A 16792-nucleotide genomic window follows, 5' to 3' on the forward strand; every position below is an offset into this window, starting at 1 on the left:
CTACGAATTTAAACTTTTTTGAAAACTAAATGCAGAAAATGATACACCACCTAAGCGCTCCTTAAACTGAACGAGGGGTTCGTTGGGAGCACCATCTAGGTAAGATGTACCCAGGTTGAGCCATTTAATAGCCTGCGCCTGACTCCACTCATAAAGCCCCTGCACCAGAGCCACTACAGGGCTCAGCTCATTGTAAGCTGGCGCATGAGCTGGCGCAAAGTTGTATAGCACGCTTTTACTTTCGCGTATGGCAATGGTGGCCGCGGCAATCTTTTTATCGTGCAACATAACTGCAGGTAAATACATGCCGGGATTTAACCGAGCAGCATCCCTTAACTCTTCCCAACTCATAGAAAACTCATAGCCCTTCAAATCTCTCTGCAGTTTTATAAAGGCAAAAACCTTTTCCAAGTCAGACGAATCGAGCATTTGAAAGTTTAATCCACCCTGCGCACTCTTTTTGAGTTTTCGTTTCTCCATATCATGCACCTTGCCCTCAAAAGGCGTACTATCTACCGAAATGCTGTGGTAAACCCGGGCTGCTGCTTTCTGATATTCCAGAAAACCCAAATCCCTTTGCTCCTTTTCAAATTGTGTATTAAAAAAACTTGGTGCTTGGCCAATGTTTAATGCCTTAACACCAGCCTGTTTTAAACGCCTTTCTACCTCAATCATAAAGAAAATGCGTTCTTCAGGATTTAACCGCTGAGCAAACTCATAACCTGAAAAGGGCGCTTTTGCAGGGCTATATGCAGTACCTTCTTCAATTGAAAAGGCTATACTCGCAAAGACTTTGTGATAGTGGTTATCCACCAAATAGAAATGCTTTTGAGGTAGCGCATTGTTAGCCTCTAAAAATGTGGGAGTACCATAAAATAGCGGTTCGTACTCAAAAGTATAGTTGGTAGGTAAATGCTCAATTACGTGCAATCCTTCCATTAGAATTGTGCTTTATCGCGAATGTAATCTGCTTCCGAAAACTCATCTGAGGCCAAGCCCAACAGCATTGCCTTGTCTTTAAAAAGCATTCTGCCCCACCACATTGGCGGTATATATAATCCCTTTTCTGGGGCGGAAAGCGTATAGGTAAATGTCTCTCCCTGCTTCGATTCTAAAACCACTTCCACAGTTCCTTGCAAGCACACAATTACTTGCTCTCCTGTTTTGTGCGCATGCCCACCACGTGTTTGCTGTTCGGGTACATTGTGCAGCCAATACACCCGCTTCACCTCAAAGGGAACGTCTTTCAATTCCTCCAAATAATTCAAATGCCCGCGCGGCTCCTTCACTCCCGAAAACGTGTATAATTCTGGCTTTTTACGCATAAGATTTCATCAATATACAAAGCTAAATGCTTTGAAAGAACTAGATTGAGCCGCAAAGGAATCGCACCCAGTTTTAAACACCAAAAATGATTTACCTTTTACTCACCATTTTGCTCAACGTGGCCATATTCATGGCTTTTCGGTCATATAGCAAGTTTCAGATCAACACCCTACCGGCCATTGTTACCAACTATTTGGTGTGTGTAATTACAGGTAGCAGTTTTGTTGGTTTTGGTAATGTTTCGGCACAGCTTTCCGTAAGCCATTCGTGGTTGCCATATGCATTGGGCTTGGGCGTAATTTTCGTTTGTACGTTCTATTTAATGGCTAGAAGCACACAATTGCGTGGGGTAGCAACTACTTCTGTAGCTAGCAAAATGAGCCTAGCCATTCCGGTTATCTTCAGCCTTTTTATTTTCAAAATAGGTACCAATGCGTTGGATGGATGGAATTACCTAGGCATTCTACTTGCCTTTGTGGCCATACTTTTAGTTAGCAAAAAAGATAAAACATCAGAACAAACACCTTTCAAGCTAAAGCATTTAACACTGCCATTTATGGTGTTTCTTTTAGGCGGAATAATTGACACCTCGCTCAACTATGTAAACCAATATGTAATTGACGAATCGGTCGAATCAGTTTTTCCCATTGCCATATTTTTTACGGCTTTTGTGGGCGGAACAATTATGATAATTGCCACCAAAACCAAAGTACGGGCAAAGGACATAATTGGTGGCATTTACCTAGGCATTCCGAACTATTTCTCCATCTATTTTCAGCTCAAAGCACTCAGGGCGTTCGATAACAATGGCGCCATTGTTTACCCTACGTTGAACATTGGTATTATTATTTGCGCTACACTGGCTTCCATTTTATTGTTTAGGGAAAAGCTCGGCAAAATTAATTTAGCTGGCGTTGGACTGGCCGTAATTGTCATCTTCCTTTTGAGTCATCAGGAAATTGTTAAACTTTGAGCCATGCTCGATAGCTTTTTAACGATTACAAAAACAACTGAAGGGTTTTATAAAGAAAAAGGCAGCAAATTCATTGCTTATGCCATTCCGGTAGAAGATGAGGATGAGGTCAAAGAGCAGCTTGAACAACTGAAAAAGCAGTATTACGATGCTCGTCACCATTGCTACGCCTACATTTTAGGAGCAGACCAAAGCCAGTTTAGAGCTAACGATGATGGCGAACCCAACCACTCTGCCGGTGATCCAATTCTCGGGCAAATTCGCTCAAAAGAAATCACCAATACGTTGGTTGTGGTAGTACGGTATTTTGGCGGAACCAAACTGGGCGTTGGTGGCCTGATAAACGCCTACAAAACCGCTGCGGCCGATGCCTTGGACCAAAACCAAATTGTAGAAAAGAAGATCACCAAAAAGCTACGCTTTTCTTTCCCTTATGAAGAAATGAACGAAGTAATGAAGCTAGTAAAAGACTTCGACTTAGAGATCAAAAAACAAGACTATCAGGTGGCATGTATTCTAGTAGCCAATATTATCGTTAGTTTGGAAGAACAGCTTCGTACCAAAGTACAGCTGCTTAACGACCTTGGGCATGACATTAAACTTGATGACTGAATTCACGTTTAGCTGTTCATGAACCTTGTAACCGTAGCCAATTTTCCACTACCACAAGACGCCTATGTACTGAAATCGCGCCTAGAGGCTGAAGGCATTCCCTACCACATGAAAGATGAACTAACGGTGCAAACCGACAACTTCCTTTCGAATGCTATTGGCGGGGTAAAACTACAAGTGCGGCCTGCCGATATTGAAAGGGTAAACGCCATACTCGCTGAGTTGGACATTCAGGCCGAAAAGCCCTTACCTCCCGAGGCTTTGTTCTCCAAAAACCGTTTAACCATTTTGGCCATTGGCGGAAGCATTATCATTGGCGTTTTCTTATATCTTTACCTATCAGGTTCACTATAAAAACATGCATCAATACCAATTCCCTATAGAAAGCGAGCGACTGCGTTTTCGCTATTTCCAAGAGGCCGATATTGCCGAGTGGGCCGTCTTTTTCACAGAAAACCCCATGATGCATTATGTTGGCGCCACAAACCCGGAGGCTCCAGAACTCGAAGCCAAAAAGTTTATTGAAAGACAAACCAACAGATACAAAACCGATGGCTTTGGTACGCTTGCTGCCATAGAAAAAGGGAGTGGCGAAATTGTGGGATCGGCCGGAATAATATACCGACAGCACCCCGAATTTGATAAAATGCACGAGATTGGCTACTCGGTAATCCCCAGCCGATGGGGCAAGGGTTATGCCACAGAAATGGCCAGATGCTTCTTCGACTACTTCGTGGTACAAAAACTCGCTAACAAAGTGATTTCCATTATTGATAAACACAATACTGCATCGCAAAAGGTAGCCGCAAACAATGGTATGCAACGTGGCCCCAAGTTCAACTTCAATGGTTTTCAGTGCTACCAATATTACCGCAATATAGAGTAGGCAAACGGTTCTAAACAGCAAGACTACCATTGATAAGATTGTAGCCCAGCAACCAATTGGTTTTCATTATCTTCCTTTCTTAAGGCAGTAAACCATGTGGCATTTTTTTAGGCAGATCAAAGAAGAAAACCAATTACTAAAAGAAAATAATCACCCGTTTTTAAAGGGCATATTCTGGGGGCTATTCCTACTCACCCTAGTAATTATGGGCATGGCCGGATACTTTTTCCGCACCGGACTTTCGCCCCTATTGCAAGCCACAGTTTATGTAGTAATTGGCACTATCGCCTTCCCTATTTTTCGCTGGTTGGGTACAGTTGTACACCATATTGTTAAAGCTATCCCTTCTACTTTAGCTTCTTTGGTATTGGCCTTAATCGGCATTACCATTTTGGCAGGTTATATGCGCTTTAGCTGGCCCGGCAGCATTTACAATATCACACTCATTTATGCAGCCCTGTCATTTTCGCTTGTTTTTGGTAGCCTATATGCCATGGTAAAAGCCAAACAAGGCAAAGTGCTGTATATTGTGCCTTTACTCGTAGGCTTGGCTTTAGCATATTTCCCGCTGCAAAAGGTAGTGGACTCGGGTTACGACCCTTACCCTGTCTCGTTCAACGATGTTATTCCCAACCAACTAGCCGACCTGTCCTTAACAGACCCTAGCCAAAACGGCAATTATCAGGTGGAATACTTTACCTATGGAAGTGGAACTGATGAAAGGAGGCCAGAATTCGGGCCAGATGTGAATTACAAAACCGAAACGGTAAATGGTTTACCGCTGCTGCCCGAATGGAAAGGCAAGCGCAAAAAGTGGCGCGAACGCTATTGGGGTTTTGGAATAGATGAAGCGCCAATAAACGGACGTGTTTGGATGCCGGAAGGCGATGGGCCATTCCCGCTGATTTTGGTAGTGCATGGAAACCATGGCATGGAACACCACAGCGATCCTGGTTATGCTTACTTAGGTCAGCACTTGGCTAGCCGTGGCTATATTACCGTTTCGGTAGACGAGAACTTTATTAACGGCACTTGGTCGGGCGACTTTAGAGGCCGCGAAATGCCAATAAGGGCTTGGCTGCTGCTAAAGCACCTGCAGCAATGGAGAAGCTGGAATAACGGCACTAGCGAATTAGCGGGAAAAGCCGACTTGGACAATGTAATACTGATGGGCCATTCTCGCGGTGGTGAGGCTGTTTCGATTGCCGCTGCTTACAATAAACTCAGTCATTTTCCGGATGACGCCACCGTTGAATTCGACTTTAACTTTGGCATTAGAGGTTTGGTGGCCATTGCCCCTACCGATATTCGTTACTTCCGAAGAATTGAGTTGGAAGACATCAACTACCTATCGTTGCAAGGCACTTACGATGCAGACGAAGCCAGCTTTTTTGGACTCCGCCAAGCCAAGCGCGTTTCGTTTAGTGATTCTACCAACTACTTTAGCGCGGGCGTATGGATTCACAAAGGCAACCACGGGCAGTTCAATTCTATTTGGGGATCGAGGGATTTTGGCGTACCCTACGGCTGGTTCCTGAACACTGGAGCCCTTATTGATGGTCAGGAACAAAGGCAAGCGGCCAAAGTGTTTATTGGCGCCTTTGCCGATAGAGTTTTGAAGCAAGACTCCACTTATGAGGAAATATTCAAACGTCCTGCCTTAGCAAAATCTTGGTTACCAGAAACCGTTTACCTGAGCAACTATATGAAAGCTGGTGATAACATATTGGTAGATTATGAAGAGGATATTAACGTGACTACAGGCACCAATGGACAGTCTATCAGCAGTAATGAACTGCTTGTTTGGCGCGAAGAAAACCTAAGCATGCGCGGTGGCGACAGCCAGAGCACCGATGCTGTAATTATAGGCTGGAACAGCGACAGCGTGGCAACCACTCCGTATTACGAAATTCAGTTTGAAGACTCGGTTTTATTCAGACCAACAGACGAACTGCTCTTTACCCTTGGCAGGGCAAAAGATGAGACCATAGAAGTAGCTGACACTACCAACATTAACTTTAGCATTAACCTAAGCCTAGGCGATTCCATTCCTACTTCGGTTGTCTTAAACGACTATAAAAAGCTGGCTCCTGCACTTAAAATCAAGTATATGAAACTTGATCAACTGAACGGCTCATTTGGCAATGAATGGGAACTCAACATGGAAACTGTAGCTATTCCGATGTATGGTATTATTTCGGAAGAGCGCTTTCTAAAAAGCATTAAACTAACCTTCGATAAAAGTACCAAAGGCGTAATTGCACTGGATGATATTGGAGTGAGGAGAAATCCTGATTTTTAATTTAAGAGCCTAGATCAAAAGGTCTCCGCGAGACGCGAAGACCAGAAGGTTTTGCAGTTGTTGGTGTTCTTCACCAACAACATATTGGTAAAGCCCCCAACTCTTATCTTCCCCCAAAGGGGAAGACGGCTATTCAGTGTTAAAAACGGCAATTAACACTTCTCTCAAGCAAGCTTTCATGCTCACTATTTTATAGCGATTAGCCATAAAGCTTCAGTTATACAGAAATATCAACCATATTAATGACTGATACGTTACGTTGGGACCAATTCAAAATATGACCAAGTTTATCATAGGCGTTTTAATGACCATTTTTTTAATGAACTTTTCAACAATTAATGGTCAATCTATCAGATCACTGAAATCAGACATTCATAGTAGTTATGTACCCAAATATGGCTCTATTGAAAAAGTCATCAATACGAATACTTTCTATTCGAAATCTGGAGTAGAGAAAAAAAAGGATGTTTATGAGTATTCCACTAAAATGGATACAATAACCGAAAAGAGGTATGAAAGCTCAGAAATCACAGCTGAATTAACTTTTATATTTAATCAAAATAAGCAATTGACATCTCGTTCTTTTAAGCGGAAAATTCCCTATAGTGGCTGGAAGTATGATTTAGCAACATATAAGTATGATTCAACAGGTTTAATTGAAAGGACGGAGTTTGATTCAAATGGAAATAAAGTTATTAATGCCGTTATAAAGAATGATTCACTATCCAACATAATTGAGCTTCGATTATTTGATAAGGATAATGAACTTATCGGATACGAAACAGCGACATACGATTACCCAAGTAACAAATGGGTCTATCGAGTATTTGATAAAACTGGCAATCTAGTTACTACCAATAATTATGAGATAGACTTGAGCATAAACACTGATAGAAAGTACAATGAGCAAGGTGATTGTATTTATTACCCAAGAAATTGGGGTGAAAATGATGACGTCTACTTTGAACTTCAAATAAAGTATGACAAAAGAGGCAATTGGGTTCAAAAAAAGATTTACGAAGTTAAATTGAATGGTAATAGAGTCGTAGACCGGTCTATAAATAGAATATTTAAAAGAAAGATTGTTTATAAAAACAACTAACTCCAACACAACCTATACCCAATGCGGCTGAAGGAATAGTCCAAAGATAGGTGCTTAAGACCGGCCAAATTGAGTAAACTCATCCGTAAAGCCCCCAACTCTTATCTTCCCATAAAGGAGAAGACGGTTATTCAGAACTAGAAGACAAGCAACGCTTATGTCTGCAAGCAAGCTTTAGGGCCGTTGGTGAAGAACACCAACGGGGACACAGAAGTAGTGATGAACACTTCTCTCAAGCAACTTTCATTATATGTTTATATCAGTCATATTTATGGATGACACATAATATTGATAATAATTAAAAAATGGACAAGTCGATAATTGAAAAATATCCAAATGCTTGGGACTTTGGAAACTCTGACAAGCAAATGAAATCGACTATTGGATATTACAGAGTTGAATATGGTGAATTGTTGGAAATTGCAATGGGTGCGCCATTAGGTGGACAAGCATATTTGGTCTCGGACGATAAAAACCTACTTATCGACAACTGGTGCAGCGGACCACCAATATGGGATTCCGAAGGAAAAAAAGTGGCTATCCCTAAATGGACTCGGACTCTTTGGAGAGGAACTCTACAACAATTAATCGTAATTGACTTGTCGACAGGAAAGAAGACAACATTCAAAAGAAAATTTAACGTTCTTGATCTTAGAAGTTTTGAACAGAACAAAATTTACGGTTATGATAGTCCAAGGCATAAACCAAAGATGATTGAATTTGATGTCGACCAGGAAAAAATTGAAACAAAGAATAAAATAACTATTGCCAAAAAAAACTACAAAAAGGGATAGTCCAAAGGCAGGTGTTTATAGCTCGCCAAATTGAAAGTTTCGGCCTTTCAATATCACACTGCGCATAACTGGAACGTAAACAATCTTACCAAATGAAAAACTACTACTTAACTTTTGCATTTACCCTGCTATGTTTTTCCTGTTCAGACAATAGCCAACAAGCAAGAGTCGAAAAGCTTAAAAATATAAATGAACATTTGATAACTGAGATTGAACACTTGAATCTTTCAAGTGACTCATTAAAAAAAGAATACAACAACTTAGAAGACCTTTTGGACTCTACGAAAAATAAACTTCTGCAATATGAAAAGGATAGGAACTATCTTGAATTCGCTAAACTAGGAGAATATCAAAGCTACGACTCAAAAGAAGGCAACAAAGCCGATGGGTTTAATTATCGCATTGAAGTTTATGGTTCCGAAATCTATAGATACTTCTATATCTCTAAAATTGAACATACTGGAGAGGTGAGAAGACAACAAATACTTAAAAATGAGATGAACATTGAAACTCTTCTTGGCATCTATTCAGAGCAGAGTGGAAACGTAAAATTTCAAAGCTGGAATTCACCTAACACATTCTCCTTAACCCATTTAGACACAACCTACAACCTGACCATTACCTTAACTGGAGAAGTAAAACTCCAATAGCCATTTCCAAAAAAGCCTTAGATCTTACGACCTAAGGCTTTCAACTAAAAACTTACTTACTACTCATTTCTTAACGAAGAAACCGGGTTGGCTACTGCGGCTCTTCGGGCTTGGTTCATTACCACTACCAATGCAAACACCAAAGCGAATGCCCCTGTGATGGCGAAAATCCACCAGTCTATTGTTGTTCTAATGGTGTAGCGCTGCAAATAACTATCGAGCAAGAAATAGGCTACCGGAGCCGAAACCACAAAGGCCAGCATCACCAACTTGGCAAAGTCGCGCGACATTAGGCCAACCAAACTACCTACAGATGCACCCAGTACTTTTCTAATACCAATTTCTTTTATGCGCTGCTCCGCAGTATAAGACGCTAAACCAAACAGCCCCAAACCAGTAATAAAGATGGTCAACACCGCGAAAATGGTAGACAGCTTACGGGTTAGGTTAATGGTGGTATACTTACGCTGAAAGTCCACATCTACAAAGCTATAATCGAAGGGATAAGCTGGATTATGGCGCTCGAATACTTCCTGTACCTGAGCCATTGATGCTTGCATATCCTCTGTTGGTTTTAGGCGAACTGTTACTGAACCGCCCCAATCATCTAACACCATAAAAAGTGGTCTAACTTGCTCATATGGCGAGCCCATAAGGATATTGTCTATTACGCCTATCAAAGTGCGTTTTTCACCCCAAAGATCAAGCTGTGTTCCAATTGGGTTTTCTAATTGCATTAGATCGAGTGCTGCTTTGTTAATTACAATTGAGCTTGAGTCGGTGGCGAATTCCCTTGAGAAATCACGCCCCATAATCATTTCTGCTCCTACAGTTTCAGCATAATCGTAAGCCGTTGTAATTGTTGCGAACATCACTTTCTGGCTTTCCGGTTTACCTGGCCAGCCTAAAAAGTTGTTCGAATTGATGGAAGTAAGCGAACTGTTCGACCTGGTCATATTCACCACAGCTCCTGTTCTAAGCAAGTCCTGTTTGATCAAATCGTGGTTCTCCCTAATATCGTCCGTTACGGGAATGGTAATAAGTCCCTCTTGCGCATAGCCTAAATCGCGGTTTTTGGCCAAATCGATCTGCTTAAGAATTACCACAGTACTAATAATAAGAATCACCGCGAACCCGAATTGAAACATCACCAATATTTTTCGTGGCAGGTTGGCATTTTTGCCAATACTCACTTTGCCTTTAAGCGTTTTTACCGGATTGAAAGAAGACAAATAAAGCGATGGATAACTACCCGATATAAAACCAGTTAAGAAAACAATCATCAAGGTAAACATCCAAAACTCACTAGAGACAAAGTCTATCGCCAGCTTTTTATCAACTAAATTATTGTAGGAAGGTAGGCAAACCAACACCAGCAAAATGGCAATGGCATAAGAGATGAAAGAAATCAATAACGACTCCCCATAAAACTGCATAATAAGCTGCTCTCTGCGCGAACCCAAGCTTTTACGAATACCTACTTCTCGCGCTCTTCTTTCAGACCTGGCAGTAGCCAAGTTCATAAAATTTATACAGGCAATAATTAAAATAAAGAGTGCAATACCCGTAAAAAGCTTCACATATTCATGCTGCCCGCCAGCCTCTACACCATTTTCAAAACTAGTATGTAACCTCCAGCGCAGCATTGGGTGCAAGAAAAACTCTCTCGGCACATCCGTTTGCCCCTTTTCGGTCAGAATATCTTTAATACCAGTTTCCACCTCGTCCATTGCATTGGCATCAGAAAGCTCTATATAAACCTGAAAGGAGTAATTGCCCCAATTAGTCTTATTATTAACTACCCACTCATTAATAGATTCGCGGTGTTTCCATGGAATTAGATAGTGAAACTGGAAAGAAGAATTTTGAGGTACGTTTTTAACCACCCCCGTTACTTTTAAGGTGCTAGTATCTTCCACCTTAATAAACTCACCAACAACATCCGTTTTACCAAAAAGAGTCATGGCGGCTTCTTCCGAAATCACAATAGAAGAAGGGTCATCAAGTGCCTCGCTTCTATCACCATAGAGCATCGGAAACTCGAACATGTCCAGAAATTCATTGCTAACATAGTAACCGCGTTTCATCAAGCGAATGTCGCCCACCGCCATAAGCCTTTCAGCCCCCCAACCGGCCACGGCCGAGTTAGCAATTTTGGCGTGAGCATTTTTCATTTCCTCGTAAGTAGGCAGCGGAACGGAATTCCATGATTGAACCGAACCATCGAATTCAGCATTTACCCAAACCTGATGTAGCTTGTCTGCCTTTGGAATAAAGGCATCGTAAGAAGTTTCGTCTTTAACCCATAGTAAAATGAGAATACTGCAGGCTATTCCGATAGAAAGCCCTGAGATATTGATGACCGAATAGAGCGAATTTCTGCGCAGATTCCTCAGCGCAACTTTAAAGAAGTTTTTGAGCATGGTGACCTTTGAGTTTGATTTGTATTAAAAGACTTGGGTGCAACAAAATCGTTACACCCAAGTCTTAAATTATTCTCTTACCACAGCGTTACCCGAACCTGTGCTAATTCTAATAGTGATATTTTTCGAGCCGATCTTGGCCTCTTTGGTATAGCCTCGGTTTCTGCCTCCCCATCTATCACCAGAGCCTTCATACTCTTTGTCGAAACGGAACGGAGCGCGAATGTCTGACTTGTCATTCGCTCTCATGATGAATTCACCTTCGATTTTCTGACCATTAAAATCTAAAGTGGCATTACCTGAACCAGTATTAAGTGAAACATCGCTATTTAAAGCAGCCGACAATACGACACTGGTATTGCCCGAACCTGTATTGAAGCTAGAAGCTCCGGTAATGGTAGCCTCTCTGATATCTATATTTCCAGAGCCTGTGTTTAAATCCAATGCACCCTCTACTCCATTAGCACGAATGTTTCCGCTACCGGTATTCAAATCAGCATCGCCCTTTACACCCTCAAGTCTGATGGAACCTGAGCCCGTGTTGGCATCCAGCATTCCATCAACATCTCTGAATGAAATGTTACCCGAACCAGTATTGGCCCTGGTATCTCCCGACACCCTATCTACCTGAATATTGCCAGAACCTGAATTGACTTGGAGTTCAATAACCACCCCATCAACTTCTATGTTACCAGAACCGGTTTTAAAGTCTAACTCAAGGCCATCTGGCACTTCAAGCGTCCACTCTGAGTAACCGCGCGTCCAGCGGCTTCTTCTAAATTCTTCTTCTATGTAAAGCGTTTCTCCTCTCTGCTCGAAAGATGGCTTGTAATCTTCCTCATCGTAGGTAAACTCTAAAGTTACTTTTACCTCGTTGTTACTACTTTTTTTAATCGTTCCATTACCGGAAGATGTTACTAATCGAATATTCTCGATTCCCGAAAAAGACTTTTCAATTCGTTCTTGCGCTGTGCTGCTGAAAGCAAAAATGCATAGGGCAATTGCAGTTAATGATAGTTTGAGTTTATGCATTGTCAGTTTGTTTTTCTCTAGAGACAGGCAGAAAAACGCAAGGATGCACAGACTCAATAAAATTTCTCAATTGGATGCGAAGTGGTACAAAGCACCTGACTGTTGTTTGCAACCAGATGCTTGAGGTGACAAAGGGGAAGTAAGCAGTAATTCAGGGCCTCACTTTGAGTGAGACCTTGAATACCTCAATCAATTCAGTTGACCAAGCGACATATTCTTAAGCGTAATCATCGCGTCCTTGGTTTCTTGTAAGTTCTTTTGAAATGCAGTCTTGTTTTTAGGATCAATATCCAGCGTAGTTTCAAATACATTCATGTAGTAGTCAGCCCAAGTGGCGACTATATCACGCTGCACTTCTTTATCCTCCCCGTCACTAATTGCGCTTTTACTTAGTTGTAGCTCGTTGGTCATTCTTATGGCTGCGGCAGTAGAAGCCTCCAACAACACAAAATCAGCAAGCTGCTCTTTGTTCTCTGTCAACATTAGAGCAATCATCAGCGCGCCTGTTCCTACATTATCTAGGGTTTGAGGAGACACTTTATCAATTCTATCTCTATCGGTATGGTAAAATACATCCGTAAAGTGCCAAAGCAATAAGCCGGGAATATTACCTCTCAAAAACGGTACATGGTCGCTTCCTCCTTCAAAAGGATTGAAGTTCACTTCCCAATTGCGAGCACTACCAATGGCTTTAAACTGGCTAATCACCAAATCATTAAAATAATGCGGTTTTAACTGTTCCTTGGTCAGCGGTCGCCCGCCCCATTCGGAATGCTTTTCTACACCACGTACCCAAATAGCCCCTGGGTCAGGCATTTTCTCAATTAGGAAAGTACCTCCAGTTTTTTCAGTGTCTTCGCCTACCATATCTAAACTCATGCCCCATTTAATGCCCTTTGCCCTTTCCGGATCCTCTTGCACATAGCGGTTGGTCGATACTATTTCATCGCCAAACAGGTAGGTTATAGTTCTTTCGGGATCAATCTGGCCTGACCGTAACAAGCGGGCCGATGAAGCAGCGATTTCAGTAAGTGCCCCCACACCAGAGGCATTATCATTGGCACCAGGTTCTTGCACATGGGCGCTAAAAACAAAGCGCTCTTCAGGAGCTTTACTCCCTTTTAATTCAGCCACCAAAGTCAGCTCTTCCGACTTATAAACCTTGGTTGCCAAGTCGATCTTTAACTCGAACTTTTCTTCAAACTCTGCCATCAGTAACTTATTGTAGGCATCGTATGAAAGCAAGATGGCAAAAGACTCCTTCTCCTCATCGAGCGGAATGCCAGAGAAGGAGATGGAATTTTGGTGTTTCACAGGTTGATTGTAGTCGGGCATGCGATAACTTATTACGCCAACAGCACCTCTTTTTTGCACACATTCGCTAAACAGATACCTGGCAGAGGCATTTCCAACAACTACTTTACCTTCCACATCATAGTTGTCAATATCCTTGCCTTCATACACATTCACAAACTCAAACGACTGCTCTCCTTTTGTGCTAAAAGAGTTTATGGCAATCATGTTTCGGTTGGTTTCTAGGTTAAGTAGTTCCTCATCCGACCCCAACTTTAGGCTTCCACTTACAGGCTCCCAAGTAGGTTTATCCAGCGTTCGCTTCTCAATTCGGTAGGTCAGTCTATCGCTGGGTTTTGCTTCTTCTTCCAAAACAAAGCCTGCTGCTTTCAGCTTATCCGCAGCGTAGTAAATGCTCTTATTAAAGCCTTCATTCCCCACCACCCTGAAGTACTTTTCAACAAAAGCTACGGTTTCAAAAGCTTCATTCTGATTGAATGTTGCGTCAACCATATCGTAATAAGGTTGTGCAAAAGGTTTAAACTGAAAGGCATTAGCCGAACAAGACAAAAAAAGGAGCAAAGCAGCTCCCATTCTAAAAATATATTTCACGTTTTTGATTATTTAATTACTGATGCGGAAGAACAAACCTCCTTGCATATTAAACTGTACAATTGGCGACCAAGTGCTTACACCAACTCCTCCACCGCCTGTTCCAAACCAAAGCCCGGCCCCAACATCAACAATGGGGAAGTTAATAAGCATTGCCAGTTTTATGCCCAGTTTATCCGTTATAAAATACTTTACACCTCCATTAAGGCCTGCTGCAAATTTTGTGACAGAATCAAAGTCATCTTCTTGAGAGGCAATCGTAACACCACCCAGCTTCATGCCTGTAAAAAAGTTAAGGCTTGAATTCATTGTTTCGAAGGTCTTAGTTCCGCCAATCATGTAGTAAACCACATTTGCGTCTTCATTCACATCATTGGACATAAATGCAGAATACGCGGTAACCACAGTATTTTGTCTGCTATACATAAACTCTACATCCAAACCATCGGTTACCTCAACAGCAAGCATTCCGCCATAAGTGTGCCCGTCATCAATTCTGGCTCGCCCGCCATAAATATCGAAGGTATTTTTAAAGGTATATCCGCTAAAAGCTGTGATTTCGATGTCGCGCTGTGCCCATAATTGGTTAGCGACTAAGATTAGGGTAAGTGTTAGGAGAACTTTCTTCATGGTAGTCGTTTACCTTAAAGATAACCCCAAAAAGCAATTTTCTTATAAATTTCTAGACAAATCCATGCATCGGTAGCTGCATAGCGCAGTTGCTTTTCCGTTAGGGTTTGTGCCTCCCAGTTAGAGGTTTGTGCTGACTTAGATATACGAATATCCAACACCATTGCCGCCAAGTTTCTGGCGCCAATGCTTCCTGCCCCTAGTTCTTCAAACTTATTGTTTAGATCTAAAAAGCCAGTTGGCCTGAACTTTCTTAAGTTATTCAGTAGGTTAAAATCATCCGTTAAACCTATGCCCACCTTGGTAATTTTTTCGTTCTGAAAAAACTCATGGAGCGAATCGGTAATCCCTGTCTGAAGAATTCTAATTAAGAACACTTTGTCTTCCGTAGCCACTTGAATTAGTGATACATTCCGCACTTGCCCTTTCTGAAATGTAGGCTTGGCTTCGGTATCAAAACCAACTATTTCGGACTGGTTAATCTCGGCCATGGCTTGTTCGATCGATCGTTCATCGGCTGCCACTACAATTTTTCCTTTGTAGTGGCCAAGCTCTCGCTGCATTACTTCTTCTTTGGTAATGGACAGGGGAAACATCATAGGTTAGTCCATTTCGGTTTTAGCCTCTTCTCTCATTTTAATCTTGATTTTGAAATAGGCGAAAATGATAGACATTAATGGGCTTATGTAATTGAAAATAGCAAACGGTGCGTACGCAAATGTACTCACTCCCAACACATTGGAATGATAGGCACCGCAGGTGTTCCAAGGCACCAACACCGAGGTTACCGTGCCGGAGTCTTCCAGCGTTCTACTCAAGTTTTCTGGTGCTAAACCTTTCTCTTTATAAATATCGGCATACATTCTACCCGGCACCACAATGGCCAAATATTGGTCTGAAGCCGTAATATTGAAGAAAACACAAGTACCAACCGTAGATGCTACCAAAGAACCAATAGAGTTAATTCCTGAAATAACAGCCTCAGCAATTCGCTTAAGCAAACCACTGGCCTCCATTATTCCTCCAAAAATCATTGCAGAAAGAATAAGCCACACCGTGCCGAGCATGCCATGCATTCCACCACTACTTAAAAGCTCATCCCCCTCTTGATCAAACTGCTCCACACCCGTCAAAAATGTAATATCACCGAACATTGCTTGCATAACCCCAATGAATTGAAACTCTAAGTCAGAGGTATTGGCCTTCTGGATTTCATACTCATTTTCCGTTAGCTTCCAATGAATTCCTACGTGAACATTCTCTCCAATCGGTGTTATTTTATCTGCCTGAAAAATAAATGCGAATACGACTCCCAATAAAGCTCCTATTAAAATCACTGGTATTGCCGGAACTTTCTTTAGAATTAGAAAGACAACAATCGCGGGAGCCAGAAAAAGCCACCCATTGATATTAAAGCTCTCACCAAGAGCACTCAAAATTTCTTGCGTTTGACTGTCATCAGAACCACCTCCTGAAGTGAAACCCAAAATAAGATAAATCACTAGAGCCACAGTAATAGACGGAACAGTAGTCAATGCCATATACCTTATATGCGAAAAAAGATCGGTGCCCGCCATTGCTGGGGCTAAGTTGGTAGTATCGGAAAGTGGCGACATTTTATCGCCAAAGTACGCTCCTGAAAGCACTGCACCAGCAACCATCCCCTCGTGCAAGCCCAAAGCTTTGCCAATTCCAATTAGGGCAATACCAACTGTGGCAGCGGTTGTCCACGAGCTACCAGTTGCCACCGATACGATGGAACAAACAATACACGCAGCAAAAAGAAATATGGTCGGGTTTAAAATCTGTAAGCCATAATAAATCATGGCAGGCACAATGCCAGAAAGCAGCCAAGTACCAGCCAAAGAGCCAATAAGCAGCAATATGAGTATAGAAGCCATGGCAGAGCTAATGCTTTTTACCACGCCATCTTGCATGGCTTCCCAAGGCATTTTCAACCGCAAAGCAACCAATGCGGCTACAGCTGCGGAAAGAATTAGAATTATTTGGTTAGAACCATCAAGCGAAGCATCTCCAAAGATTCGAACGTTGATAAAAAGGGCAACTACTAAAAAAATAATCGGGATAAAAGCCTGGAATAAAGTGGGCTTCTTGTACGTGTAACTCATAAGCGATAAAAGCTAAGCGTTGAAGATA

At 42.0% G+C, this 16792-nt stretch carries 16 protein-coding genes; 8 read left to right on the forward strand and 8 right to left on the reverse strand.

From position 1 onward, the window contains the following. Window positions 1-939: a GNAT family N-acetyltransferase gene (locus BMW98_RS17820; RefSeq protein WP_090260424.1), complete on the reverse strand. Its 939-nt coding sequence runs from the start codon at window positions 937-939 to the stop codon at window positions 1-3. Then, window positions 939-1325, reverse strand: a complete 387-nt coding sequence (locus tag BMW98_RS17825) for a sugar 3,4-ketoisomerase (RefSeq protein WP_090260426.1) — start codon at window positions 1323-1325, stop codon at window positions 939-941. The genes BMW98_RS17820 and BMW98_RS17825 overlap by 1 nt, the downstream gene beginning before the upstream one ends. 86 nt (window positions 1326-1411) lie before the next feature. Between BMW98_RS17825 and BMW98_RS17830 the strand changes: the two genes are divergently transcribed. The 8 genes from BMW98_RS17830 (at window position 1412) to BMW98_RS17865 (ending at window position 8645) form a co-directional block, all read left to right on the forward strand. Continuing rightward, window positions 1412-2299: a hypothetical protein gene (locus BMW98_RS17830; protein WP_090260428.1), complete on the forward strand. Its 888-nt coding sequence runs from the start codon at window positions 1412-1414 to the stop codon at window positions 2297-2299. Between the two features lie 3 nt (window positions 2300-2302). Beyond that, a complete protein-coding gene (locus BMW98_RS17835; protein ID WP_090260430.1) occupies window positions 2303-2911 on the forward strand; it encodes a YigZ family protein in 609 nt (202 codons plus the stop codon). Window positions 2912-2929: 18 nt separating this feature from the next. Then, the gene (locus tag BMW98_RS17840) at window positions 2930-3265 is read left to right on the forward strand and encodes a putative signal transducing protein (protein ID WP_090260432.1); all 336 of its coding nucleotides are present in this window, start codon (window positions 2930-2932) and stop codon (window positions 3263-3265) included. Window positions 3266-3269: 4 nt separating this feature from the next. Then, window positions 3270-3797 carry a GNAT family N-acetyltransferase gene (locus BMW98_RS17845; protein ID WP_090260435.1) on the forward strand — a complete coding sequence of 176 codons (528 nt, stop codon included), beginning with the start codon at window positions 3270-3272 and terminating at the stop codon, window positions 3795-3797. Window positions 3798-3891: 94 nt separating this feature from the next. Then, window positions 3892-6099: a poly(ethylene terephthalate) hydrolase family protein gene (locus tag BMW98_RS17850; RefSeq protein WP_090260437.1), complete on the forward strand. Its 2208-nt coding sequence runs from the start codon at window positions 3892-3894 to the stop codon at window positions 6097-6099. A gap of 277 nt (window positions 6100-6376) precedes the next feature. Beyond that, window positions 6377-7201: a hypothetical protein gene (locus BMW98_RS17855; protein WP_090260439.1), complete on the forward strand. Its 825-nt coding sequence runs from the start codon at window positions 6377-6379 to the stop codon at window positions 7199-7201. A 305-nt stretch (window positions 7202-7506) separates the two neighbouring features. Beyond that, a complete protein-coding gene (locus tag BMW98_RS17860; protein ID WP_090260441.1) occupies window positions 7507-7995 on the forward strand; it encodes a hypothetical protein in 489 nt (162 codons plus the stop codon). Window positions 7996-8087: 92 nt separating this feature from the next. Further along, on the forward strand, window positions 8088-8645 hold the full coding sequence (locus BMW98_RS17865) for a hypothetical protein (protein ID WP_090260443.1): 558 nt from the start codon (window positions 8088-8090) through the stop codon (window positions 8643-8645). Between the two features lie 59 nt (window positions 8646-8704). On the opposite strand, the gene BMW98_RS17870 is transcribed toward BMW98_RS17865, so the two are convergent. The 6 genes from BMW98_RS17870 to nhaC all read right to left on the reverse strand — a co-directional run bounded on the left by BMW98_RS17870 (window position 8705) and on the right by nhaC (window position 16764). Continuing rightward, a complete protein-coding gene (locus tag BMW98_RS17870) occupies window positions 8705-11068 on the reverse strand; it encodes an ABC transporter permease (protein WP_090260445.1) in 2364 nt (787 codons plus the stop codon). A 69-nt stretch (window positions 11069-11137) separates the two neighbouring features. After that, the gene (locus BMW98_RS17875) at window positions 11138-12100 is read right to left on the reverse strand and encodes a DUF4097 family beta strand repeat-containing protein (protein ID WP_090260447.1); all 963 of its coding nucleotides are present in this window, start codon (window positions 12098-12100) and stop codon (window positions 11138-11140) included. A 189-nt stretch (window positions 12101-12289) separates the two neighbouring features. Further along, window positions 12290-14005 (reverse strand): M28 family peptidase, encoded by a 1716-nt coding sequence (locus BMW98_RS17880; protein WP_139177670.1) that lies wholly within the window; start codon window positions 14003-14005, stop codon window positions 12290-12292. 12 nt (window positions 14006-14017) lie between these two features. Further along, on the reverse strand, window positions 14018-14635 hold the full coding sequence (locus tag BMW98_RS17885; protein WP_090260450.1) for a hypothetical protein: 618 nt from the start codon (window positions 14633-14635) through the stop codon (window positions 14018-14020). Between the two features lie 14 nt (window positions 14636-14649). Continuing rightward, window positions 14650-15234 carry a 3'-5' exonuclease gene (locus BMW98_RS17890; RefSeq protein ID WP_090260452.1) on the reverse strand — a complete coding sequence of 195 codons (585 nt, stop codon included), beginning with the start codon at window positions 15232-15234 and terminating at the stop codon, window positions 14650-14652. Between the two features lie 3 nt (window positions 15235-15237). Continuing rightward, entirely contained in the window at window positions 15238-16764 is a 1527-nt protein-coding gene (nhaC, locus tag BMW98_RS17895; RefSeq protein WP_090260454.1) for a Na+/H+ antiporter NhaC, read from the reverse strand. Window positions 16765-16792 lie beyond the last annotated feature (28 nt).

Origin of the sequence: Roseivirga pacifica (assembly GCF_900111145.1) — a bacterium.
GTDB classification, from domain to species: domain Bacteria; phylum Bacteroidota; class Bacteroidia; order Cytophagales; family Cyclobacteriaceae; genus Roseivirga; species Roseivirga pacifica.

Bases quoted from the DNA above. Each gene is read 5' to 3' on its own strand.
- BMW98_RS17820 (WP_090260424.1), bottom strand. From the start codon at position 939: ATGGAAGGATTGCACGTAATTGAGCATTTACCTACCAACTATACTTTT.
- BMW98_RS17830 (WP_090260428.1), top strand. From the start codon at position 1,412: ATGATTTACCTTTTACTCACCATTTTGCTCAACGTGGCCATATTCATG.
- BMW98_RS17875 (WP_090260447.1), bottom strand. From the start codon at position 12,100: ATGCATAAACTCAAACTATCATTAACTGCAATTGCCCTATGCATTTTT.
- BMW98_RS17885 (WP_090260450.1), bottom strand. From the start codon at position 14,635: ATGAAGAAAGTTCTCCTAACACTTACCCTAATCTTAGTCGCTAACCAA.
- BMW98_RS17860 (WP_090260441.1), top strand. From the start codon at position 7,507: ATGGACAAGTCGATAATTGAAAAATATCCAAATGCTTGGGACTTTGGA.
- BMW98_RS17845 (WP_090260435.1), top strand. From the start codon at position 3,270: ATGCATCAATACCAATTCCCTATAGAAAGCGAGCGACTGCGTTTTCGC.
- nhaC (WP_090260454.1), bottom strand. From the start codon at position 16,764: ATGAGTTACACGTACAAGAAGCCCACTTTATTCCAGGCTTTTATCCCG.
- BMW98_RS17825 (WP_090260426.1), bottom strand. From the start codon at position 1,325: ATGCGTAAAAAGCCAGAATTATACACGTTTTCGGGAGTGAAGGAGCCG.
- BMW98_RS17855 (WP_090260439.1), top strand. From the start codon at position 6,377: ATGACCAAGTTTATCATAGGCGTTTTAATGACCATTTTTTTAATGAAC.
- BMW98_RS17840 (WP_090260432.1), top strand. From the start codon at position 2,930: ATGAACCTTGTAACCGTAGCCAATTTTCCACTACCACAAGACGCCTAT.
- BMW98_RS17835 (WP_090260430.1), top strand. From the start codon at position 2,303: ATGCTCGATAGCTTTTTAACGATTACAAAAACAACTGAAGGGTTTTAT.
- BMW98_RS17865 (WP_090260443.1), top strand. From the start codon at position 8,088: ATGAAAAACTACTACTTAACTTTTGCATTTACCCTGCTATGTTTTTCC.
- BMW98_RS17890 (WP_090260452.1), bottom strand. From the start codon at position 15,234: ATGATGTTTCCCCTGTCCATTACCAAAGAAGAAGTAATGCAGCGAGAG.
- BMW98_RS17850 (WP_090260437.1), top strand. From the start codon at position 3,892: ATGTGGCATTTTTTTAGGCAGATCAAAGAAGAAAACCAATTACTAAAA.
- BMW98_RS17870 (WP_090260445.1), bottom strand. From the start codon at position 11,068: ATGCTCAAAAACTTCTTTAAAGTTGCGCTGAGGAATCTGCGCAGAAAT.